17 protein-coding genes are annotated in these 21,497 nt (G+C 62.4%); 12 read left to right on the plus strand and 5 right to left on the minus strand.

Going from position 1 to position 21,497, the window contains the following annotated elements:
- The 10 genes from BGN91_RS06995 to lpxB form a co-directional block, all read left to right on the plus strand.
- On the plus strand, positions 1-251 hold a 251-nt coding region (locus BGN91_RS06995), incomplete at its 5' end, for an undecaprenyl diphosphate synthase family protein (RefSeq protein ID WP_292611754.1).
- Positions 252-256: 5 nt separating this feature from the next.
- Entirely contained in the window at positions 257-1,099 is an 843-nt protein-coding gene (locus BGN91_RS07000; RefSeq protein WP_292611789.1) for a phosphatidate cytidylyltransferase, read from the plus strand.
- Positions 1,100-1,102: 3 nt separating this feature from the next.
- On the plus strand, positions 1,103-2,326 hold the full coding sequence (gene dxr / locus BGN91_RS07005; protein WP_292611755.1) for a 1-deoxy-D-xylulose-5-phosphate reductoisomerase: 1,224 nt from the start codon (positions 1,103-1,105) through the stop codon (positions 2,324-2,326).
- Between the two features lie 710 nt (positions 2,327-3,036).
- Positions 3,037-4,188 carry an RIP metalloprotease RseP gene (gene rseP / locus BGN91_RS07010; protein WP_292611756.1) on the plus strand — a complete coding sequence of 384 codons (1,152 nt, stop codon included), beginning with the start codon at positions 3,037-3,039 and terminating at the stop codon, positions 4,186-4,188.
- A 255-nt stretch (positions 4,189-4,443) separates the two neighbouring features.
- On the plus strand, positions 4,444-6,981 hold the full coding sequence (gene bamA / locus BGN91_RS07015) for an outer membrane protein assembly factor BamA (RefSeq protein WP_292611758.1): 2,538 nt from the start codon (positions 4,444-4,446) through the stop codon (positions 6,979-6,981).
- Between the two features lie 32 nt (positions 6,982-7,013).
- On the plus strand, positions 7,014-8,099 hold the full coding sequence (gene lpxD, locus BGN91_RS07020) for a UDP-3-O-(3-hydroxymyristoyl)glucosamine N-acyltransferase (RefSeq protein ID WP_292611791.1): 1,086 nt from the start codon (positions 7,014-7,016) through the stop codon (positions 8,097-8,099).
- A gap of 3 nt (positions 8,100-8,102) precedes the next feature.
- Positions 8,103-8,558 (plus strand): 3-hydroxyacyl-ACP dehydratase FabZ, encoded by a 456-nt coding sequence (fabZ, locus tag BGN91_RS07025; RefSeq protein ID WP_292611760.1) that lies wholly within the window; start codon positions 8,103-8,105, stop codon positions 8,556-8,558.
- Positions 8,558-9,364 (plus strand): acyl-ACP--UDP-N-acetylglucosamine O-acyltransferase, encoded by an 807-nt coding sequence (lpxA, locus tag BGN91_RS07030; protein ID WP_292611761.1) that lies wholly within the window; start codon positions 8,558-8,560, stop codon positions 9,362-9,364. Before fabZ ends, lpxA begins: the two co-directional genes overlap by 1 nt.
- Before the next feature lie 37 nt (positions 9,365-9,401).
- Entirely contained in the window at positions 9,402-10,259 is an 858-nt protein-coding gene (gene lpxI / locus BGN91_RS07035) for a UDP-2,3-diacylglucosamine diphosphatase LpxI (protein WP_292611762.1), read from the plus strand.
- Positions 10,259-11,434: a lipid-A-disaccharide synthase gene (gene lpxB / locus BGN91_RS07040; RefSeq protein ID WP_292611764.1), complete on the plus strand. Its 1,176-nt coding sequence runs from the start codon at positions 10,259-10,261 to the stop codon at positions 11,432-11,434. The genes lpxI and lpxB overlap by 1 nt, the downstream gene beginning before the upstream one ends.
- A gap of 8 nt (positions 11,435-11,442) precedes the next feature.
- On the opposite strand, the gene BGN91_RS17650 is transcribed toward lpxB, so the two are convergent.
- The 3 genes from BGN91_RS17650 to gltX all read right to left on the minus strand — a co-directional run bounded on the left by BGN91_RS17650 (position 11,443) and on the right by gltX (position 14,839).
- Positions 11,443-11,847 (minus strand): amidohydrolase family protein, encoded by a 405-nt coding sequence (locus BGN91_RS17650; RefSeq protein ID WP_366408349.1) that lies wholly within the window; start codon positions 11,845-11,847, stop codon positions 11,443-11,445.
- A gap of 118 nt (positions 11,848-11,965) precedes the next feature.
- Positions 11,966-13,267: a citrate synthase gene (gene gltA, locus BGN91_RS07050; RefSeq protein ID WP_292611766.1), complete on the minus strand. Its 1,302-nt coding sequence runs from the start codon at positions 13,265-13,267 to the stop codon at positions 11,966-11,968.
- A gap of 147 nt (positions 13,268-13,414) precedes the next feature.
- Complete coding sequence (gene gltX, locus BGN91_RS07055; protein ID WP_292611768.1) at positions 13,415-14,839, minus strand: glutamate--tRNA ligase; 1,425 nt, start codon at positions 14,837-14,839, stop codon at positions 13,415-13,417.
- 217 nt (positions 14,840-15,056) lie between these two features.
- Between gltX and BGN91_RS07060 the strand changes: the two genes are divergently transcribed.
- Positions 15,057-16,736: a glutamine--tRNA ligase/YqeY domain fusion protein gene (locus tag BGN91_RS07060; RefSeq protein WP_292611769.1), complete on the plus strand. Its 1,680-nt coding sequence runs from the start codon at positions 15,057-15,059 to the stop codon at positions 16,734-16,736.
- A 188-nt stretch (positions 16,737-16,924) separates the two neighbouring features.
- Positions 16,925-19,204 (plus strand): ComEC/Rec2 family competence protein, encoded by a 2,280-nt coding sequence (locus BGN91_RS07065; RefSeq protein WP_292611771.1) that lies wholly within the window; start codon positions 16,925-16,927, stop codon positions 19,202-19,204.
- Positions 19,205-19,215: 11 nt separating this feature from the next.
- Here BGN91_RS07065 and lexA read toward each other — a convergent pair whose 3' ends face one another.
- Together lexA and glp are read right to left on the minus strand one after the other, a co-directional pair.
- Positions 19,216-19,923 (minus strand): transcriptional repressor LexA, encoded by a 708-nt coding sequence (lexA, locus tag BGN91_RS07070; RefSeq protein ID WP_292611772.1) that lies wholly within the window; start codon positions 19,921-19,923, stop codon positions 19,216-19,218.
- A gap of 159 nt (positions 19,924-20,082) precedes the next feature.
- Positions 20,083-21,297, minus strand: coding sequence for a gephyrin-like molybdotransferase Glp (glp, locus tag BGN91_RS07075; protein WP_292611773.1), 1,215 nt, complete (start codon positions 21,295-21,297; stop codon positions 20,083-20,085).
- Positions 21,298-21,497 lie beyond the last annotated feature (200 nt).

Here is a 21,497-nt window from a genome sequence, read left to right on the forward strand (position 1 = left end):
CCACGATCGACGCCGACGCGCTCGGCCAGTATCTCGATGCGCCGGACATTCCCGATCCCGATCTGATCATCCGCACCAGCGGCGAGCAGCGGCTGTCGAATTTCCTGATGTGGCAGGCCGCCTATAGCGAGTTTGTGTTCGTTCCGATTCACTGGCCGGATTTCGACAAGACCGCACTCGAAGGCGCCATCGCGGAATACGCCAGACGCGAACGCCGCTTCGGCGGGCTGGCGGCGAAAACCGGGTCATGACCAGCGTGAATCAGGAACAGGTAGCGCCCGCCGCCGGCGGAGAATCGCGAAATCTCCGCACCCGCATCATTGCCGCCCTGGTGCTCGCACCCGCTGCGATCGGGATCGCATGGGCCGGCGGTGTTCTATGGATCGGCCTTGTAACGCTCGCGGCCATCGGCATGTATGTCGAATGGCTGACGATCGTCGGCACCGCGCAGGAAAAACAGACGGTCGCCGCGGGGATTGCGGCGCTCGTTCTGTCCGGTCTGAGTCTGGCGCTCGGATACGGCGCGTTCTCGCTGGTTGTTCTCGTGATCGGCACTGCGGCGGTCGCGGCTGTATCGCGGCGGTTGCGGCTTTGGTCGGTTGCGGGGTTCTGTTACGCGGCGGCGGCCGCATTTGCATCGGCTCAGGTTCGCCTCGACGATGCCTACGGGTTCGTCGCGTTGATTTTCGTCATGCTGGTGGTGTGGGCGGCCGATATCGGGGGATATTTTGCGGGCCGCGGCATTGGCGGACCCAAATTGTGGCCTCGCGTCAGCCCGAAGAAGACCTGGGCCGGCGCGATCGGCGGCTTCGCGGGCGGCCTTGTCGTTGCGGCGGGATTTGCCGCGATCGGTATTGGAAAGCTGACGCCGTTGCTTTTGCTCGCCGCTTTCCTGTCCGTCGTATCGCAGTCGGGCGATCTGTTTGAATCGGCGGTCAAGCGACGTTTCGGGGTCAAGGACTCCAGTCAGATCATTCCTGGACACGGCGGTCTGCTCGATCGCCTCGACGGCTTTGTTGCGGCGATTGTGGTGGCCGCGCTTTTCGGATTTCTGCGTGGCGATGCGAACGGCATCGGTCATGCTCTGATGATTTGGTGAGGTATGAGTGCTGTTCCGTTGAAAAATGACAAGCCGGCCCAGGCCGGCGTCAGGACCGTGACGGTTCTGGGAGCGACCGGTTCGATCGGCGACAGCACGATGGATTTGTTGCGAAGCGCACGCGGCCGTTATCGGGTCGAGGCGCTGACGGCGAATTCCAATGCCAAAATGCTTGCCAAACTCGCGCGAGAATTCGACGCGCGGTTTGTCGCGGTCGCTGATACCTCGTGTTTTGGCGAGTTGAAGGATGCGCTCGCCGGCAGCGGCATCGAGTGCGGCGTCGGAGAAAGCGCGATCATCGAGGCAGCCTCGCGTCCGGCCGACTGGCTGATGGCCGCGGTGAGCGGCGCGGCCGGACTGAAGCCTGCGCTCGCGGCCGTCGATCGCGGGACGACGATCGCGCTTGCGAACAAGGAGTGCCTCGTCTGCGCCGGCGATTTCTTTATGCAGCGCGCCGCGAAAGCCGGAGCCTGCATCCTGCCCGCCGACTCCGAACACAATGCGCTGTTTCAGGCCCTGAGTTCGGGAAACCGCGACGAACTCACGCGCGTGATCATTACCGCGTCGGGGGGACCGTTTCGCACCTGGGCAGCAGCCGACATCGAGAAAGCGACCCTGGCGCAGGCGCTGAAACATCCGAACTGGAGCATGGGCCGCAAGATCACCATCGATTCGGCGTCGATGATGAACAAGGGACTCGAAGTCATCGAGGCCGCCTGCCTGTTCGCCCTGACGCCGGACGAGATCGACGTCCTGATTCACCCGCAATCGATCGTCCATGGCATGGTCGAGTTCTCCGATCGATCGGTCGTCGCTCAACTCGGCACGCCCGACATGCGGACTCCGATCGCGCATTGTCTCGGCTGGCCTGAACGCATTGCCGGCCCGGCGACGAAGCTCGATCTCGCCAAAATCGGGCAACTGACGTTCGAGGCGCCGGATTTCACCCGTTTCCCCGCCTTGCGGCTGGCTTATGACGCCCTGAGGACGGGAAACGGCGCGACCACCGTCTACAATGCCGCGAACGAGATCGCGGTCGCGGCGTTTATCGGCGAGAAAATAAGGTTCGGCGCCATCGCGCGCCTGGTGGAGGCTACCTTGAACGGCTGGATCCGGGCGGGAAATCTCGCGCCTCTGACGTCCGCTGACGACGCCATCGCCGTTGACCATAACGCGCGAAACTTGGCGGCTTCGCTCTTGCCACAAATTGCCGCAAAGGCATCCTAGTGTCCCGATGCCGAAATTTGCATACCCTTGCAGCAACGTTTGATGCGAACTTCGGAATCAAAGGGACACTAGCAACTTTATGATTCTAGTGTGGTTTAGGGTTCAGAAGTTCGCTTGACGGGACTCGATTGGGCAATGAAGCGAACTTCTGAACCACCACACTAGAGCGGGACGAGGGGAAAGTTTGTAGTGGCTTTCCGTCCTGTCCCGCTTCTTAAAATATTGAAATCGATCACGTTCAGGATTGTTGGATCAATCGAAAAAATCGTCGTTGATCGGGTGCCGTGAATTGACGTCGCGCCTTTGTTCGGCTGCGGTTCACACGGAAATGTCAAACTCAAAACGTCACTGGTAATCTATATTTGCTAGTGATCCTTCGAGTTTAACCTTCGCAAGAAGCTCGCTAAAGCCGGATGCGGATGTTATAGCGTTTTCGAGCGAAGTGGAATCCGGTTCGCGTGAAGAAAACGCGTCAGACCAAGACGCTGGAGTCTTTCATCGTTTCCATGAAACGGTGAAAGACTCCAGCGAACAATCGATGAGGACATTTTCGGGCGAAGACCCGATGAAGACGGTGTGGGTTCAATTGGTTCGCACGAAGACTGCGCGTCAAATCAAAACCATAGAGGTTCGCTTCTGATTCCGTCAGAAGCCGAGAGTCTCTAGGGAGTTTGGGACCAGAGCTTTCGGCGCTGGACAAGGGAAACGGAATGGCCGAGTTTTTTATTCATGGTTTCAATGTCTTAAGTACGGGTCTGATTGGCTACATCGTTCCGTTTCTGTTTGTCCTCACCATCGTCGTTTTCTTTCACGAGCTTGGCCATTTCCTGGTTGCGCGCTGGGCCGGCGTGAAAATCCTGACTTTCTCGGTGGGTTTTGGCCCCGAACTGGTGGGTTTCAACGACAGGCACGGAACGCGCTGGAAGCTCTCCGCGATCCCGCTTGGCGGCTACGTCAGGTTCCTGGGCGATGATTCCGAAGCTAGTACGCCCTCCAGCGCGGCCCTGGCAACCATGACGGCGGAGGAGCGCGAGGGCAGCTTCCATCACAAGAACGTCGGCCGGCGCTCCGCGATCGTGGCTGCCGGTCCGGTCGCCAATTTCATCCTCGCGATCTTCATTTTCGCCGGCCTGTTTACGTTCTTGGGCAAGCCCAGCACCACCGCGCGCGTCGACGGGGTGCAGGCCGGCAGCGCAGCCGAAGCCGCCGGTTTCAAGCAGGGCGACATCGTGACTGCGATCAACGGCAGCGGGATCGACAGCTTTTCGGATATGCAGCGTATCGTCGGAACCAGCGCCGGCGAGAAGCTGACATTCACCGTGAAACGCGGCGATTCGGTTATCGACCTGCGGGGAACGCCGGAACTCAAGGAGATCAAGGACCGGTTCGGCAACGAGCACCGGATCGGCGTGCTCGGCATTGCGCGCACGACGTCGCCCGGAGACGTCACAACGGAAAGGGTCAACCCGGCTGAGGCGCTCTGGCTGGGCGTGAAGGAAACCTGGTTCGTGGTCGACCGTACGCTGGCGTATATCGGAGGAATTTTCACCGGGCGCGAGGCTGCCGATCAGTTGGGCGGCCCGCTCCGCATCGCACAGATATCCGGTCAGGTCGCCACCATCGGGCTCGGCGCGCTGATCCATCTTGCCGCCGTTCTTTCCGTGTCCATCGGATTGCTGAACCTGTTTCCGGTTCCCTTGCTGGATGGCGGACATCTCTTGTTCTATGGGGTCGAAGCTGTCCGAGGCCGCCCGATGTCCGAGCGTGCCCAGGAAATGGGCTTCCGAATCGGTCTCGGCCTGGTGCTGATGTTGATGGTCTTCGCGACCTACAATGACATACTGCATCTGGCCGGCTCGTGAGTCGCGCGCCTCGTTTTCGTCGGCATTCCGCTTCTCAATACGGGAATCGATCACGTTCGTGATTTTGTATCGATTCGATCCACAATCATCGCGATCCGGGCGTGACTATTGGGCAACGTCTTGGAGTTAAATTGGAATTGCACTGCGAAAGGCCGTTTGCCGCTACGGAAAAATTGGCTACAAGCAGCGCGAATGGGAATCTGCCGCACCCGCGGGGAACGGGTCGGCATCAGAATTGATAAGGGCGCATTGCGCATGAATGTTGGAATGCGAGTGTTACGGGGGACACTGCTCGCCGCCCTGATGGTCGCGACCGCGCCGGTCGCCGCTGTCGTGGCTGTCCCGCTCATGTCATCGCCCGCCGCGGCCCAGACCCTGTCGTCGATTTCCGTCGAGGGAAACCGCCGGGTCGAGTTGGAGACGATCCGTTCGTATTTCAAGCCGGATGCCAGCGGGCGTCTTGACCAAGCGAGCATCGATGACGGGTTGAAGGCGCTGATCGAGACCGGTCTGTTCCAGGACGTCAGGATCAACCGCGTCGGGGGCAGGCTGGTGGTCTCGGTCGTGGAAAATCCGGTCATCAACCGGGTCGCGTTCGAGGGCAACAAGAAGGTCAAGGACGATCAACTGACGGCGGAAATCCAGTCCAAGCCGCGCGGCACGTTTTCCCGGCCGATGGTTCAGTCCGACGTTCAGCGAATCGTTGAAATCTATCGCCATTCGGGTCGCTATGACGTGCGCGTCACTCCCGAGATCGTCGAGCAGCCGAACAACCGCGTCGATCTGATCTTCTCGATCAGCGAGGGCGGCAAGACCGGCATCAAGTCGATCGAATTCATCGGCAATCATGCTTTTTCGTCCTATCGCCTGAAGGACGTGATCAAGACGCATGAATCGAACTTCCTGAGCTTTCTCGGCGGCGGCGACGTTTATGATCCCGACCGCGTCGAGGCCGACCGCGACCTGCTCCGCCGCTATTATCTGAAGCACGGCTTTGCCGACGTTCAGATCGTTGCCGCCCTGACCGAATACGATCCCGCCCGCCACGGGTTCCTCGTCACCTTCAAGATCGACGAAGGCCAGCAGTACCGCGTCGGATCGGTGACGTTCGAGTCGTCGATTCCAACGCTTGATGGAAATTCGCTGCGCAGCTTTTCGCGCGTCAATGTCGGGGCGCTCTATAACGCCGAGGCGCTCGAGAAGTCCGTCGAGGAGATGCAGGTCGAAGCGTCGCGGCGCGGATATGCCTTCGCCGTTGTGCGGCCGCGGGGCGATCGCAACTTCGATGCCCATACCGTCTCGATCGTATTCGCGATCGACGAAGGTCCGAGAACGTACATCGAGCGCATCAACATCCGGGGCAATACGCGGACGCGGGATTATGTGATCCGTCGCGAGTTCGATATCTCGGAAGGCGACGCCTACAATCGATCCCTGGTGGATCGTGCCGAGCGCCGTCTGAAGAACCTCGATTTCTTCAAGACGGTCAAGATCACGACCGAGCCCGGATCGTCCAGCGATCGCGTGATCCTCGATGTCGACGTCGAGGACAAGTCGACCGGCGACTTCTCGATTTCCGGCGGCTACTCGACGACCCAGGGCGCGCTCGCGGAGGTCAGTGTCTCCGAACGCAATCTGCTTGGCCGCGGTCTGTTCGCAAAGGCTTCGGTGCAGTACGGCCAGTACGCGCGGGGATATTCGCTGTCGTTCGTCGAGCCGTATCTGCTGGACTATCGCGTGGCACTCGGGCTTGACCTTTATCAGCGCGAGCAGCTCGCAAACCAATACATCTCCTATAACGTCAAGACGCTCGGATTCAGCCCGCGGCTGGGATTCGGCCTGCGGGAAGATCTGACGCTGCAACTGCGTTATTCGATCTACCAGCAGGAAATCGGGCTGCCGTCTGTCCTGCGGAATTGTAACAACAACATCGGCGACCCGAACTACAATCCGTCGCCGGCCTTTGTCGCAGCCGGTAACCCGGCGAGCCCGTCGAACACCTCAAGCCTGGGTTGCTACGCCGATGGCGAAGCCTCGCTGCCGATCCGCCAGGAACTGGAGCGTGGTCGCACGCTGACCTCGATGCTCGGCTACACGCTGACCTACAACACCCTCGACAACAACAAGAACCCGACCGAGGGCCTGCTGATCGATTTCAGGCAGGACTTCGCCGGCGTCGGCGGCGACGTCAAATACCTGAAGACCGCGATCGATGCGAAATACTACCAGCCGCTGGTTTCGGACATCGTCGGTCTGGTGCATCTCCAGGGCGGTATTCTGAACAATCTCGGCTCCTACGCCGGACAGAACGGAATTCGCATGCTGGATAATTTCCAGATGGGTCCCAACCTGGTTCGCGGCTTCGCGCCGAACGGCATCGGTCCGCGCGACATCAATTATCTCAGCACGATGGACGCTTTGGGCGGCACCAAGTACTGGGGAGCCTCGGTTGAACTGCAGATGCCGTTCTGGTTCCTTCCGAAGGAAGTCGGGTTGAAGGGCGCGGTCTATGCGGATGCCGGCTCGCTCTGGGATTACAAGGGGCCGACCTCTTACGCGCTGACCAATGAATTCAATACGCCGGGCTGTATCCCGAGCACGTCGAGCGGCAACCCCGGCACCTGCGCCGGTCTGCAATACGACGACACCAACGTGATCCGGACTTCAGCGGGTGTCGGCCTGATCTGGCAATCTCCGTTCGGACCGCTTCGCTTCGACTACGCCGTGCCGATCACAAAGGGCAAGTACGACCGGGTGCAGGAGTTCAGGTTTGGCGGCGGAACGACGTTCTGAGCGTGATCACGACGCGCACCGCGACGGATGGAATGGCGCAACCGGCATTCTTTAAGCCGCCGCCGTCGTCGACGCTGGCAGAGATCGCGGCGTCGACGGGAGCGCAGTTGATCGACGCTTCCCGGGGTGCCCAGCGGATGACGGGCCTCGCCTCGCTGGACCAGGCCGGGCCTGCGCATCTCACGTTCTTCGACAATCACAAGTATGCCGCGCAACTGGCGGCAACGAAGGCAGGCGCCTGTCTCGTCAACCCCCGATTCGAGGCCAGCGTTCCACCCCACGTGGCTGTTTTGCGCTCAGCGGCGCCGTTTCGTGCGTTCGTGAAGATCGCGCGTGAATTTCACGCCGATGTGCTTCGGCCGCAGTCATGGTTCGACAACGAGACGATCGCTGCCTCCGCCGTCATTCATCCGACCGCGCATCTTGAAGACGCAATCGTCGTCGACCCGTTGGCGGTGATCGGTCCCGGAGCAGAAATTGGAACCGGTTCGGTGATCGGGTCGGGTGCGGTGATCGGCCCCGGCGTCAGGATCGGCCGCAATTGCAACGTTGGCGCTGGCACGACGATTCAGGCCGCCCTCATCGGCAACAATGTGCTCATCCATCCCGGCTGTCATATCGGACAGGATGGCTATGGCTTCATTTTCTTCGGCTCCGAAGGTCATGTCAAAGTGCCGCAGACCGGGCGTGTATTGATCCAGAACGACGTCGAGATCGGCGCCGGCACGACCATTGACCGCGGCAGCCTGCGCGATACGGTTATCGGTGAGGGGACGAAAATCGATAACCAGGTCCAGATCGGCCACAACGTGACGATCGGACGGCGTTGCCTGCTGGCGGCCCAGATCGGCCTGGCGGGCAGCCTGACGATCGGCGACAACGTGGCGCTGGGCGCCAAGTGCGGGATCAATAACCATCTTCACATCGGCGATGGCGCACAGGTCAGCGCCATGAGCGCGGTCAAGGACGACATTCCTCCGAACGGCCGCTGGGGCGGTCATTTCGCAAAACCGACCAAGCAGTGGTTCCGCGAGATCGTTGCGGTGGAACGTCTGGTGCGCGATGGTGCGCCGAACGCAGGATCGGCCGCGTCCGATCCGAAGGATCGAGGTGCGTGAGTAATGGAGTCGCCGATCAAGTTCGAAGAGGTGGACATTGCCACCATCCTCAAAACCCTTCCTCATCGTTATCCATTCCTGCTGATCGACCGGGTTATCAACATTCGCGCCGACTACAGCGGTATCGGCGTGAAGAACGTCACGATCAATGAGCCTGCATTCCAGGGGCATTTTCCGGAACGGCCGGTCTATCCGGGTGTGCTGATGATCGAGGGGATGGCGCAAACGGCTGGTGTCATCGGCATCACGTCGGTGGAGGGCACCGAAAAGCCCCGCGCGGTCTATTTCCTGACCATCGACAAGTGCAAGTTCCGCAAGCCCGTCATGCCGGGCGATATCGTTGAATATCACATGCGCAGCATCGGGCGGCGCAAAACGATGTGGTGGTTTCACGGCGACGCGAAAGTGAATGGCATCACCGTCGCCGAGGCCGACGTCGGCGCGATGCTGACCGACTGATGGGCAAGATCGATCCTACCGCGCGAATTGAGGACGGAGCCGTGATCGGGGAGGGCACCGAGATCGGGCCCTTCTGCGCGATCGGTCCTCATGTCGTTCTCGGCTCGAACTGCCGCCTGATTTCGCATGTGTCCATCGCGGGACACACGACCATCGGAGCGAACTGCACGATTTATCCGTTCGCGGCGCTTGGCGGGCCGCCGCAGGACCTCGGCTATCGCAACGAGCCGACGCGCCTTGAGATCGGCGAGGGCTGCACGATCCGCGAAAGCGTAACGATGAATGTCGGCACGCCCAAGGATGTCGGCGTGACGCGCGTCGGCGCGCGCGGGTTCTTCATGAGCTACAGTCATGTCGGCCACGATTGCCAGGTCGGCAATGACGTGATCTTCGCCAACTCGGCGACATTGGGTGGGCACTGCAGGATCGGAGATTTCGTCTATATCGGCGGGCTCTCGGCGGTGCATCAGTTCGCACGGATCGGCAGGCAGGCCATGATCGGCGGCCTCACCGGCATTCGCGGCGATGTCATTCCTTATGGCTTCGTCAATGGCCAGCATGGGCACCTTGAAGGCCTCAACGTCGTCGGCATGAGACGGCGCAAGTTCACCCGCGAGCGTCTCGCCAGGGTCAGATCCTTCTATCAGGATCTGTTCTACGGACCGGGGCTGTTCGCGGACCGCCTCGAGCGCGTTCAGTCCCGAGCGTCGGAAGATCCCGCCATTGCCGAGATCCTGACCTTTATTGGCGATGACAAGCATCGTCCTCTATGCTTGCCGCAGGATGGTGCAACCAGGTCCGCATAAGCGGAAGCCGTCGGGGCGAGCCATAACTGATCGAGCCATGACTGATCGCGCTTCGGACATTTCATCGCCGATCGGCTTGATCGCCGGTGGCGGAGTGCTGCCGTTCGCGGTCGCGGATTCGCTTGTGACGCGCGGCATCGAACCGGTTTTCTTCGCATTGAAGGGTATTTGCGATCGGGAGAAGGTGTCGCGGTTCCGGCATCACTGGATTGCGGTCGGCCAGATCGGCAACGCCGAACGTTTGCTGCGCGCGGAAAACTGCCGCAATCTGGTTTTCATCGGAACGCTGGTTCGTCCGGCGCTTTCCGAGATACGCCTCGACTGGGGCACCGTTCGGGTGCTGCCTCGTGTTCTGGCGGCGTTCCGTGGCGGCGACGATCATTTGCTGTCCGGAATCGGCCGGATTCTCGAGCGCGACGGTTTTCGAATGGTCGGCATCAAGGACATCGCACCGGATCTGCTGATGCCTGCGGGATGCCTCACCGGAAAAACGCCGGACCAATCGGCGCAGGCCGACATAGCGAAAGGCCAGGAGGTGCTGCGCGCGTTGAGCCCCTTCGATATCGGGCAGGCCGTCGTGGTGATCGACGGCCATGTGGTCGGCGTCGAAGGCATCGAGGGAACGGACGCGCTGCTGGCCCGCATTGCTCAGCTTCGCGCGGAAGGCCGCATCCGTGCGAAAGCCGCGCGTGGCGTTCTGGTGAAGATGCCCAAGGCGGGGCAGGATCTGCGCTACGATCTGCCGACGCTGGGTCCGCGCACCGTGGAGAATGCGGCTGCCGCCGGACTCGCGGGCGTCGCCGTCGTCGCCGGTAATACGCTCGTGGCCGAACCGCAGGCGCTGGTCGGAGCGGCGGATGCGTCCGGCGTGTTTGTTGTCGGGCTGTCCGCGTAATGCCCGGCGAGACAGCCGCAAATAACGCCCTGAGGATATTTCTGATCGCGACGGAGGAATCCGGCGATCGCCTCGGCTCCAGCCTGATGAAAGCTCTGCGGCAGCGGCTCGATGACGCCGTCCGGTTCGAAGGCGTCGGCGGTCAGTCGATGGCGCGCGAAGGCCTGACCTCGCTGTTTCCGATTGAAGAACTTTCGATCATAGGGTTCGCCGCGGTGGTCAAACAACTTCCCATGATCCTGCGGCGCATTCGCGAAACCGCCGATGCCGTGATCGCCACCGCGCCCGACATGCTCGTCATCATCGACAGTCCCGACTTCACCCATCGCGTGGCCCGTCGCGTGCGAGCGCGCAACCCCGCCGTGCCGATCGTGGACTACGTCTCGCCTTCGGTGTGGGCGTGGCGGCCGGGTCGTGCGCGGGCGATGCGCAGTTACGTCGATCACGTGCTGGCGCTGCTGCCGTTCGAGCCCGATGAATATCGCAGGCTCGGAGGTCCGCCATGCACCTATGTCGGACATCCGCTGATCGAGCAGGTCCGATTGTTGCGGCCGGACGCACAGGAGCGCGAGCGACGCGATGCGTCACCGCCGGTGCTTCTGGTCCTGCCGGGGAGCCGGCGCAGCGAAATCCGCCATCACATGTCCGTCTTCGGGAAGACTCTCCAAATTTTGCAGCAGGGCATTCCCGACGTCGATGTGATTTTGCCGACGATGCCGCATCTCGCTGATGAGATAACAACAGCCGTCGCGGACTGGCCGCTTCGGCCTCAAATCGTGGTCGGCGAGGATGACAAGCGCGCCGCTTTCCGCATCGCTCGCGCCGCGCTCGCCAAATCAGGCACGGTTACGCTGGAACTGGCGCTTGCCGGCGTTCCGATGATCGCAGCCTACAAGGCAGGCGCGGTGGAGGCCTGGATCGCGCAGCGCGTGATCCGCGTCTCCTCGGTCATTCTTGCGAACCTCGTGATCGGTGAAAACGTCATCCCCGAGTTTCTTCAGAAGGATTGCGTGCCGGACAGGCTTGCGGCAGGGTTACGCGAGGTTATGGGTGACACGCCGCTGCGGCGTCGTCAGCTCGAGGCTTTTGCCGGGCTCGATGCAATCATGGCGACAGACAATCAATCGCCGAGTTCGCGTGCCGCTGACGTGGTGCTCGCGGTGTTACGGCGGTAACGCTGCAATTACTTCTGCAAGACGCCGTCACGTACGATGCACTTGCCATAGCGGTACACCGACCGTGGTTTCGGCACAGCGACCACCGCTTCGGGAATGTGTGCGGCCTTCACGACCACGAAATTGGCCGGTGCGCCGATTTCAAGGCCGTACTCCGTAATACCAAGCGCCCTGGCGCCGTTGGCCGTTACAATGTCGAACGCTGCCTCCAACTCATCGTCGGTGAGCAAACCGGAACGGTATCCGATCATCATGTGACCTTCCACGAAACCGGGCAGTGCCAGCGCACCTCCGAGATCGATCACGTTCATTGCCGGCGTCGCCTCCGCGCCAGCTCCGATTGCCGTGATACGGCCATCGAAAACAGCGATCGCGGACGGGGTGCCGTCACCCAGCCTGAGGTTTCGAAACAAGATATCTGGCGGTCTCTGGGACATCACCGGCCCTCTTGTCGCAATAGCCGTGCGCGCCAGAGGCGAAAGGCCGGACTCAGGTCCCATCCCTGTTCGTATAATTCGGTCCTGCCGCTCGCTACTTGCGATCGGCCATGTCGATGTAATCGCGGCGCGTGGCGCCGGTATAAAGCTGGCGCGGGCGGCCGATCTTCTGGTGGGGATCCTCGATCATCTCGCTCCACTGGCTGATCCAGCCGACCGTTCGTGCCACGGCGAACAGGACCGTGAACATCGATGTCGGGAATCCCATCGCCTTCAGCGTGATGCCGGAATAGAAATCGACGTTCGGATAGAGCTTGCGATCGATGAAATACTGATCGTTCAAAGCGATCTTCTCGAGCTCGATGGCGACCTTGAGCAACGGATCGTCGCCGTGACCGGTCTCGTTGAGAACCGCGTGGCACATCTTCTGCATGATCTTCGCGCGCGGATCGTAGTTCTTGTAAACGCGATGGCCGAAGCCCATCAGGCGCACGTCGCTGTTCTTGTCTTTCACCCGTTTGATGAAATCGGGAATCTTGTCCACCGTTCCGATGTCGGCCAGCATGGCCAGCGCGGCTTCGTTGGCGCCGCCGTGCGCCGGTCCCCACAGGCATGCGATGCCGGCGGCGATACACGCGAACGGATTTGCGCCTGACGAGCCAGCGATGCGCACCGTCGATGTCGAGGCGTTCTGCTCATGATCGGCATGCAGAATGAAGATCTTGTCGAGCGCATCCGCCAGAACGGGATTGATCGTGTAATCCTCGCAAGGCACGGCGAAGCACATGTAGAGGAAGTTCCCGGCAAAGCTCAGCGAGTTTTTCGGATACATGAACGGCTGGCCGATGTTGTACTTGTAGGCCATCGCAGCCAGTGTCGGAATCTTCGCGATCATGCGCATCGATGCGATCACGCGCTGTTGCGGATCGTTGATGTCGGTCGAGTCGTGATAGAACGCGGCGAGCGCGCCGACCGCAGCCACCATCACCGCCATGGGGTGAGCGTCGCGGCGGAAGCTCTGGAAGAAGCGCGCCATTTGCTCATGCACCATGGTATGGTGCGTGACGCGCCTGTTGAAATCCTTCTTTTGCGCCGCGGTCGGCAATTCGCCATAAAGCAGAAGGTAGCAGGTCTCGAGGAAATCGCCTTTTTCAGCAAGCTGCTCGATCGGATACCCACGGTATTCGAGGATGCCCGCATCGCCATCGATATAGGTGATCTTGGATTGGCAACTCGCGGTGGACGTGAATCCCGGATCGTAAGTGAACAGGCCCGCCTGCGCGTAAAGCTTGCCGATGTCGATGACGTCAGGTCCGACCGTGCCGCTCAGAACGGGAAGCTCGTAGGTCTCGTCGTCGACCGTCAGCGTTGCGGTTTTTTTGCTTGTTGCGTTCATCGCGAAGCCCCCCGATGAGATCGTTGCGGGCCGCCTAGTTCTCTCGATGAAAACAGCGAGACTAGCCGGTCATTCCAAAGCGCCGCGCAATGGGTATCGTATTGCAGTGTGCACCGCAAGATCGCGAAAACAGCGGTTGATTCGGCGCTACGGAGAGCTTTGATCGCCAAGCCGGGCCAGGCACGTCTCCCTTCCGAGCACAGCCAGCACGTCGAATATGCCGGGAGATGTCGTTCGTCCTGTCAAGGCGATGCGAAGCGGTTGTGCGATGGCGCCGAGCTTGAGGTTGTTTTGTTCGGCGAAATGCCGCATCGCGGCTTCGGTGGTTTCCGCGCTCCACGACGTTACCGATTCAAGCGTTGCGCGGAGCCTGCCGATCAGCGTGCGCGTCTCCGGCGTCAGCAGCACCACGGCTTTGGGGTCCAGCGTCAGCGGTCGATCGGCGAAGATAAATCTGGCGCTGTCGATCAGTTCGATCAGTGTTTTGGCTCGTTCCTTGAGCCCGGGCATCGCGCGCAGCAGTTGATCGCGCGTGACATCGTTGAGTTTCGGTTTGATGTCGGCTCCCTGGGGAACGTAATCGAGCGTTTCTTCGAACAGGGTGACGAGAACGCGATCGTCGCAATTGCGGATATAGTGGCCGTTGAGGTTTTCGAGCTTGGCAAAATCGAAACGCGCCGCGGAGCGTCCGATCGCGGAGAGATCGAACGCGTCGATCATCTCCTGCGTGGAGAAAATCTCCTGATCGCCATGGCTCCAGCCGAGCCGCACCAGATAGTTGCGAAGCGCCGCCGGCAGATATCCCATGGCGCGGTAGGCATCCACCCCCAGCGCGCCGTGACGCTTGGAGAGCTTCGATCCGTCCGGACCGTGGATGAGGGGAATGTGGGCCATCACCGGGAGAGCCCATCCGAGCGTGTCGTAGATCTGCTTCTGGCGGGCGGCGTTGATCAGGTGATCGTCACCACGGATGATGTGCGTCACTCCCATGTCGTGATCGTCGACCACCACCGCGAGCATGTAGGTCGGCGTGCCGTCGCCCCGCAGCAGCACGAGATCGTCGAGGTTCTCGTTCTGCCAGGCGACACGTCCTTGAACCTGGTCCTCGATCACGGTTTCACCGGTCAGGGGCGCCTTGAGACGAATGGTCGGCTTGACGTCCGGCGGAGCCTCCGACGGATCGCGGTCACGCCAGCGGCCGTCGTAAAGCTTGGCGCGGCCCTCGGCGCGCGCCTTCTCCCGCATCCCGGTCAATTCCTCCTGCGTCGCATAGCATCGGTAGGCCTTGCCTTCGGCGAGCAATTGCTCGGCGATATCGCGGTGCCGCGCCGCGCGGGAAAACTGGTACACGACCTCGTCATCCCATGCGATCCCGAGCCATTTGAGTCCGTCGAGAATGGCCTCGATCGCGGCCGTCGTGGAACGCGCGCGATCGGTGTCCTCGATCCGAAGCAGCATCTTGCCGCCATGCTTGCGCGCGTAGAGCCAATTGAACAGCGCGGTTCGAGCGCCTCCGATGTGAAGAAAGCCGGTCGGCGATGGCGCAAAGCGGGTAACGACGGGTGCGGTCATTTTCAGGGATCTGAGGCTTCGGAGAGGGTGTTGGCGGGCCTTTATCACACCTCGGATTCGCATGCACGGCTAATTGGCCGCGTCATCAATTCGGCGAAGGTATTCCGGCCCGCTTCAAAACCTTGAAGCGGCTGTGCCAATCCTCAAACCGGCGGCATCTCGGCCCTTGGCGGGCGCTTTCGGATTTGGCACATAGGCGCAGCTTGAAAGGCACACAATGACCGACGAATCGACTGCGGAAGCGGGCCGGGATTTCATACGCGATATCGTGGCGGCCGACCTCGCGTCCGGAAAGCACAGGAGCATCGTCACCCGGTTCCCGCCGGAGCCGAACGGCTACCTGCATCTGGGGCACGCCAAATCGATCTGCCTGAATTTCGGCATTGCCGAGGAATTCGGCGGACGCTGCAATCTTCGCTTCGACGACACCAATCCGGCCAAGGAGGAGCAGGAATACATCGATGCAATCCAGCGCGACGTGCGCTGGCTGGGCTTCGATTGGGGCGACGGCTTGCACTACGCCTCGGACTATTTCGAGCAGCTCTACGCCTGGGCGCAGCATCTCATTCGCGCTGGCAAGGCCTATGTCGACGACCAGTCACAGGAGGAGATCCGGCTGGCGCGCGGCACGCTGACCGAGCCCGGCACGAACAGTCCGTTCCGCGACAGGCCGGTCGATGAAAATCTCGATCTGTTCGCGCGGATGCGGGCGGGAGAGTTCCCCAACGGCGCGCGAGTTCTGCGCGCCAGGATCGACATGGCGTCCGGCAACATCAATCTTCGCGATCCGGTGCTCTATCGCATCCTGCACGCCTCACATCCGCGCACGGGGGCGGCATGGAACATCTATCCCAGCTACGATTTCGCTCACGGGCAATCGGACTCGATCGAGCACATCACGCATTCGATCTGCACGCTGGAGTTCGAGGATCACCGTCCGCTCTATGACTGGTTTCTCGACAATCTTCCGGTGCCGTCGCGGCCGCATCAATATGAATTCGCCCGGCTCAACGTCACACATACCCTTTTGTCCAAGCGTGTGCTGACGGAGCTGGTTCGCGGCGGTCACGTCTCCGGCTGGGATGATCCGCGCATGCCGACGCTCGCCGGCCTGCGGCGGCGGGGCGTGCCGGCCGAGGCGCTGCGCGAGTTCATCAAGCGGATCGGCGTCGCCAAGGCCAACAGCACCGTCGACATCGGGATGTTCGAGTTCGCGGTCCGCGAGACGCTGAACAGGAGCGCGCCGCGCCGCATGGCCGTTCTGCGTCCGCTCAAGGTGGTGATCGAGAACTATCCGGAAGACGAAAGCGAGGAGCTTGAGGCGGTCAATCATCCCGACGATCCATCGCAGGGCACGCGACGCATCCGGTTCGGGCGCGAGCTTTATATCGAGCAGGATGATTTCATGGAACATCCGCCGAAGAAGTTCTTCCGTCTGTCACCGGGCAAGGAGGTGCGGCTGCGTTATGCCTATTTCATCACCTGCCGCGAGGTGATCAAGAACGCGGCGGGTGACGTGGTCGAACTGCGCTGCACCTACGATCCCGAGACCAAAGGCGGCAACGCGCCCGACGGTCGCAAGGTGAAGGCCACCATGCATTGGGTGAGTGCGGCCGATGCTGTGCCGGCCGAGATCAGACTCTATGGGCATCTGTTTGCGGCCGCGCAGCCGGACGCCGCGAACTTCGCATCCGAACTCAATCCGCAATCGCTGGAGACTCTGTCAGGCTGCATGGTCGAACCTGCGCTCGCCGGCGACCATGCGGAGGCCGCGGTGCAGTTCGAGCGGCAAGGCTATTTCTGTCGCGACCGGGATTCATCGTCCGGCCATCTCGTGTTCAACCGGACGGTCGGCCTGCGTGACACCTGGGCCAAGGTGGCCGCAGCCGAATCCTGAATTCGCCGGTATTCCGTATCCGTTCCACCGTTCCTTGCGCGCTCTCTTCCGCTAGGGTCTGTTTCAACTGCGTTGAATCAGACTTGTCGCTCATCTTTTGTTTGAGCATGATCTCTTCCGAAAACCGGTTTCCACTTTTCGGGATCATGCTCTAGCATTGCCCCGAGGGCGCGAGGGGTGGTGGCCGAATGCCGGAGCGGGGCAGGGCTCGGGATCGGACGGGCGGATACGCGGGAACGTGGCCGCCGCGGAAGGCTGTCGCCGCCAGTCCTTCGCAAGTTTCTTCAGGCGCCTTGCCGGCGCTTGCGGCGCGGCTGCGGGGCTGGTTGCGCGCCGAAGCCGGACCGGGTCGGCTGTTGCCCTGGGTGCCGGTGGCGTTCGGCGCCGGCATCGCGATCTATTTTGCAGCCGATCATGAACCGATAGCCTGGGTCGTCGTTCCGACTGCCGCCTTTCTCTGTCTGGCCGCGCTGCTGCTGCGCCGGCATCGGCTGTTTCCTGCAGCCGTCATGATCGCCGCGATCGCTGCGGGTTTTGCCGTCGCCACGATGAACACGGCGCGGATGGCACACGTCGTCCTGAAGCGGTCGATGTATTCGCCCATGCTCAAGGGCTTCGTCGAAACCCGCGAGGTGCGCGAGCGCACCGACAGATTTGTTCTGCGTGTCGTCCAGATGAGCGCTCGCCGGCGGCACGTCGAACTGGATCGCGTGCGGCTGTCGGTCAGGAAGGGCACCGCGCCGCCCGTCGGCAGCTTCGTGGAACTGAAAGCGCGGCTGCAGCCGCCGCTCACGCCTGTGCGGCCGGGAAGCTACGATTTCGCGCGCGACATGTATTTCCAGGGCATCGGCGCCTCCGGTTTCGTCATGGGCGCGATTAAAATCGTGGGCCCTCCGGACGGCGGCGGGATGGCCCTGCGTTACGCCGCGCTGATGCAGGAGCTTCGCGACGCCATCGACGCCCGCATCCGTCTTGTCCTCAGCGGCGATTCACGGGCGATCGCCACCGCGCTCCTGACCGGGCGGCGCGACGCCATCACGACGCCGGTCAACGACGCCATGTTCATTTCGGGGCTCGGCCATGTTCTCTCGATTTCCGGCTATCACATGGCCGTGGTCGCCGGCGTGATATTCTTCGCGGTGCGCGCGCTGCTGGCGCTGATCCCGGCGCTGACGGCGGCCTTCCCGATCAAGAAATGGTCGGCGGCGGCGGCGCTCGCAGCCGCGGCGTTTTATCTGCTGCTGTCGGGCTCCGAGGTCGCGACCCAGCGCTCGTTCTTCATGACGGCAGTGGTGCTGATCGCAGTCATGGTCGATCGGCGCGCCATCACGTTTCGCACGCTGGCGGTTGCGGCAATGATCGTGCTCGCGATTGCGCCGCAGGCGCTGGTGCATCCGAGCTTTCAGATGTCGTTCGCGGCAACGCTCGGGCTGGTGGCGCTGGTCCAGATCGGGATGCCGAAACTGCTCGCAACGCCCGATCACTCACTGACCGCGCGCGCGGCGCTATGGGGCGGCCGCGAAATCGTCACGCTCGCGCTGGCCTCTCTTGTCGCCGGACTCGCGACCACGCCGTATGCCGCGTTCCACTTCCATCGCGTGACGCCCTATGGCGTCATTGCGAACCTGCTGGCGATGCCGGTGGTCTCGGCGCTGGTGATGCCGGCAGGGCTTCTCGGCCTTGCGGCGATGCCCTTTGGTTTTGATGGCGTGTTCTGGCGGCTGATGGACTTCGGCATCGAATGGATGATCGCCGTGGCCCAATGGGTCACGGCGCTTCCCGGCGCCATCGGCCGCATGGCGGCATTCGGTGCGGGCCCGCTGATCGCGGCGACCGCGGGCATCATTCTGCTTGGACTGCTCAGGACGCCGCTGCGCTGGAGCGGCGCGGCCATTATTGGCCTGGCGATCGCATGGTCGCTTGCGGTTCCGCCGCCGGACATGCTGGTCTCCGCCGACGGTCGCAATGTCGCCGTTCGGGGCGGGGACGGCCGGCTGCATCTGATCAGCGCGGGCAAGGACGCCTTCACGGTCAGGGAATGGCTGGCCGCCGACGCAGACGGGCGCGGGCCTGCCGATCCTTCGCTCGCGGAGGGGGTTTCCTGCGACGAGGCAGGCTGCGTGGTCAAGGCAAGCGGCGGCGGAATTGTCGCGCTGGCGTTGCGGCCGGATGCGATGGAGGACGACTGCCTGCGGGCGGAGGTAATGGTGACGGCATGGCAGGCTCCGGAGGGTTGCCGCGCGCAGGTCGTCGATCAGGAGCGGCTGCGCCGGGAAGGCGCTTTGGTGCTGCGGCGCGCCTCGGGCAGCGCAAAATCCTTTGTCGTCGATGCGGTCAGGCCCGATCATGTCGACAGGCCATGGTCGCCCGCCGCCGCCGATAAACCAGCGTCTGTCGGCGATCGAGCGGAGCCCGCGCGTCCCATCGATGCCACGCCCGCGGTCGACAATCTCCAGGTGGACGATTGAGCAGGCTGCGATCAGTACTTGCGGTAGATTCCGATCAGCTTGCCCTGGATCTGCACGCGATTGGGCGGAAGGATACGGACCTCGTAAGCGGTGTTCGCGGGCTCGAGCGCGATCGAGGCCCCGCGGCGGCGGAAGCGTTTCAGCGTCGCTTCCTCTTCGTCGATCAGCGCAACGACGATGTCGCCGGTTTCCGCCGTCTCGTTGCGCCGGATCAGCGCCAGGTCGCCGTCGAGGATTCCGGCCTCGACCATCGAGTCGCCGCGCACCTCAAGCGCGTAGTGCTCGCCGTTGCCAAGCATGTCCGGCGGCACGCTGACGGTGTGGCTGCAGGTCTGCAATGCCTCGATCGGCGTGCCGGCCGCGATGCGCCCCATCACCGGAACGGCAACCGGGCGCTCTGCGGCTTCGTCGACGCCGCCACTGCCGCTGGGCCGGCGGACCTTGCCGAGATTGCCTTCGATGACGCTCGGCGTGAAGCCGCGCCGGCCGCCGCCGCTGCCGGCGAGTTCCGGCAGCTTGATGACCTCGATGGCGCGCGCGCGATTGGGCAGGCGGCGGATGAAGCCGCGTTCCTCCAGCGCCGTAATCAGACGATGGATGCCGGACTTGGAGCGCAGATCGAGTGCGTCCTTCATTTCATCGAACGAGGGCGGAACGCCGGATTCCTTCAGCCGTTCATTGATGAATCGCAGGAGTTCGTACTGTTTGCGCGTGAGCATGCCGACTTCAGTCCCCGGTTGATGGTGCCCGCCGTCTGATTCCCAAAAACGACGGCTCGCGCGTACAAGGTCGCGAGCGCTCGAAACAAATCATGAACGAACACTATATGTTCGATATGTGTTCCGCAAGTGTTTAATTTAGCGTCAACGGAGCGAGCTTTACGACAGCGCGAACCTGATGACGTCGCACGGCTCGCCCTTCCGCGCGGCGGGCGCGAACGGTGCGCGGACCACAAGCGCCTCCGCCGCGGCGAGATTGCCCAGCAGCGAACTGTCCTGATGACCGACCGGCATCGCGGTCGGCAGCCCGTCGGCGGAGTGCGCCAGGCGCGCGCGCAGATAATCCTGCCGTGCCTGATTGGAGGCGAGGTCCTTGCCCAGGAGTGCGCGTTCAACGCGATGGCCGACATCCTCCCGTCCCGATAGTGCACGGATCAACGGCACCATGAACAGGAACGCGCAGATATAGGACGAGACGGGATTGCCGGGCAGGCCGATCACACGCATCGGGCCAAGCCGCCCGTGCATCATCGGCTTGCCGGGCCGCAGCGCGATCCGCCAGAACGCGATCTCCACGCCTTCGGCGTCGAGCGCCCGTTTGACGAAGTCATGGTCGCCGACCGATGCGCCGCCGGTGGTGACGAGAATGTCGGCGCCGCTGTCGCGGGCGCGGCGGATGGCGGCCGTCGTCGCGTCCATGGTGTCGGCGACGACACCGAGGTCGATCGCCTCGGCGCCTTCGCTGCGGGCGAGCGCGCGAAGCGCATAGCCGTTGGACAGGATGATCTGCCCCGGGCCGGGTGTCGTGCCCGGCAGAACCAGTTCGTCGCCGGTGGCGAGCACGGCGACTTTCGGACGGCGATGCACCGGCAGGTCCGGATAATTCATGCCGGCGGCGAGCGAGAGGTGGCGGTCGGTGAGGTGACTATGGGCGCGCAGCAGCACGTCGCCCTCGCGAAAATCGACGCCGGCGGCGCGGATGTTCTTGCCGGCGGCGGTGGCTTCCTTGACGATGACGTAGTCGCCGTCGCGTTCGGTGTCTTCCTGGATCACGACGGTGTCGGCGCTGTCCGGCACCACGCCGCCGGTGAAAATCCTCAAGGCCTCGCCGGCCTGCAGCGCCCGCGCGAGAGGCCGACCCGCGGCGATCTCACCGATCACATGCAGCCGCGCCGGAATCGTCGCGATATCGGCCGCGCGCACCGCATAGCCGTCCATCGCCGACATCGCGACCGGCGGCTGGGTGCGGCGCGAGGGAAGGTCGCGCGCCAGCACCCGGCGATGGGCGTCGTCAAGGCCGACCCTTTCTTCCGGCAGCGGTTCGACTCCGGCAAGAACAGCCGCTAGGGCGTCGGCAACCGCCATCAGGGGCATGACCATTTTCTCCCAGGTCCCCACCGGTCCGATTTCCGGAATCGGCGGCAGGGTTTTGCGAATGTTACAATCAAAGGATCACTGGCAAATATAGATTGCCAGAGTGTTTTTCAGATTTGGCGTCCGCCTTGCGAGGCTGCCGCCGGTCGGCTGGACCGTCGAAGACGGGTGCGCTTCCCCGGCGCAGGACCTCATCTACA

The sequence above is a fragment of the Nitrobacter sp. 62-13 genome, assembly GCF_001896955.1.
Classification (GTDB): Bacteria; Pseudomonadota; Alphaproteobacteria; order Rhizobiales; family Xanthobacteraceae; genus Nitrobacter.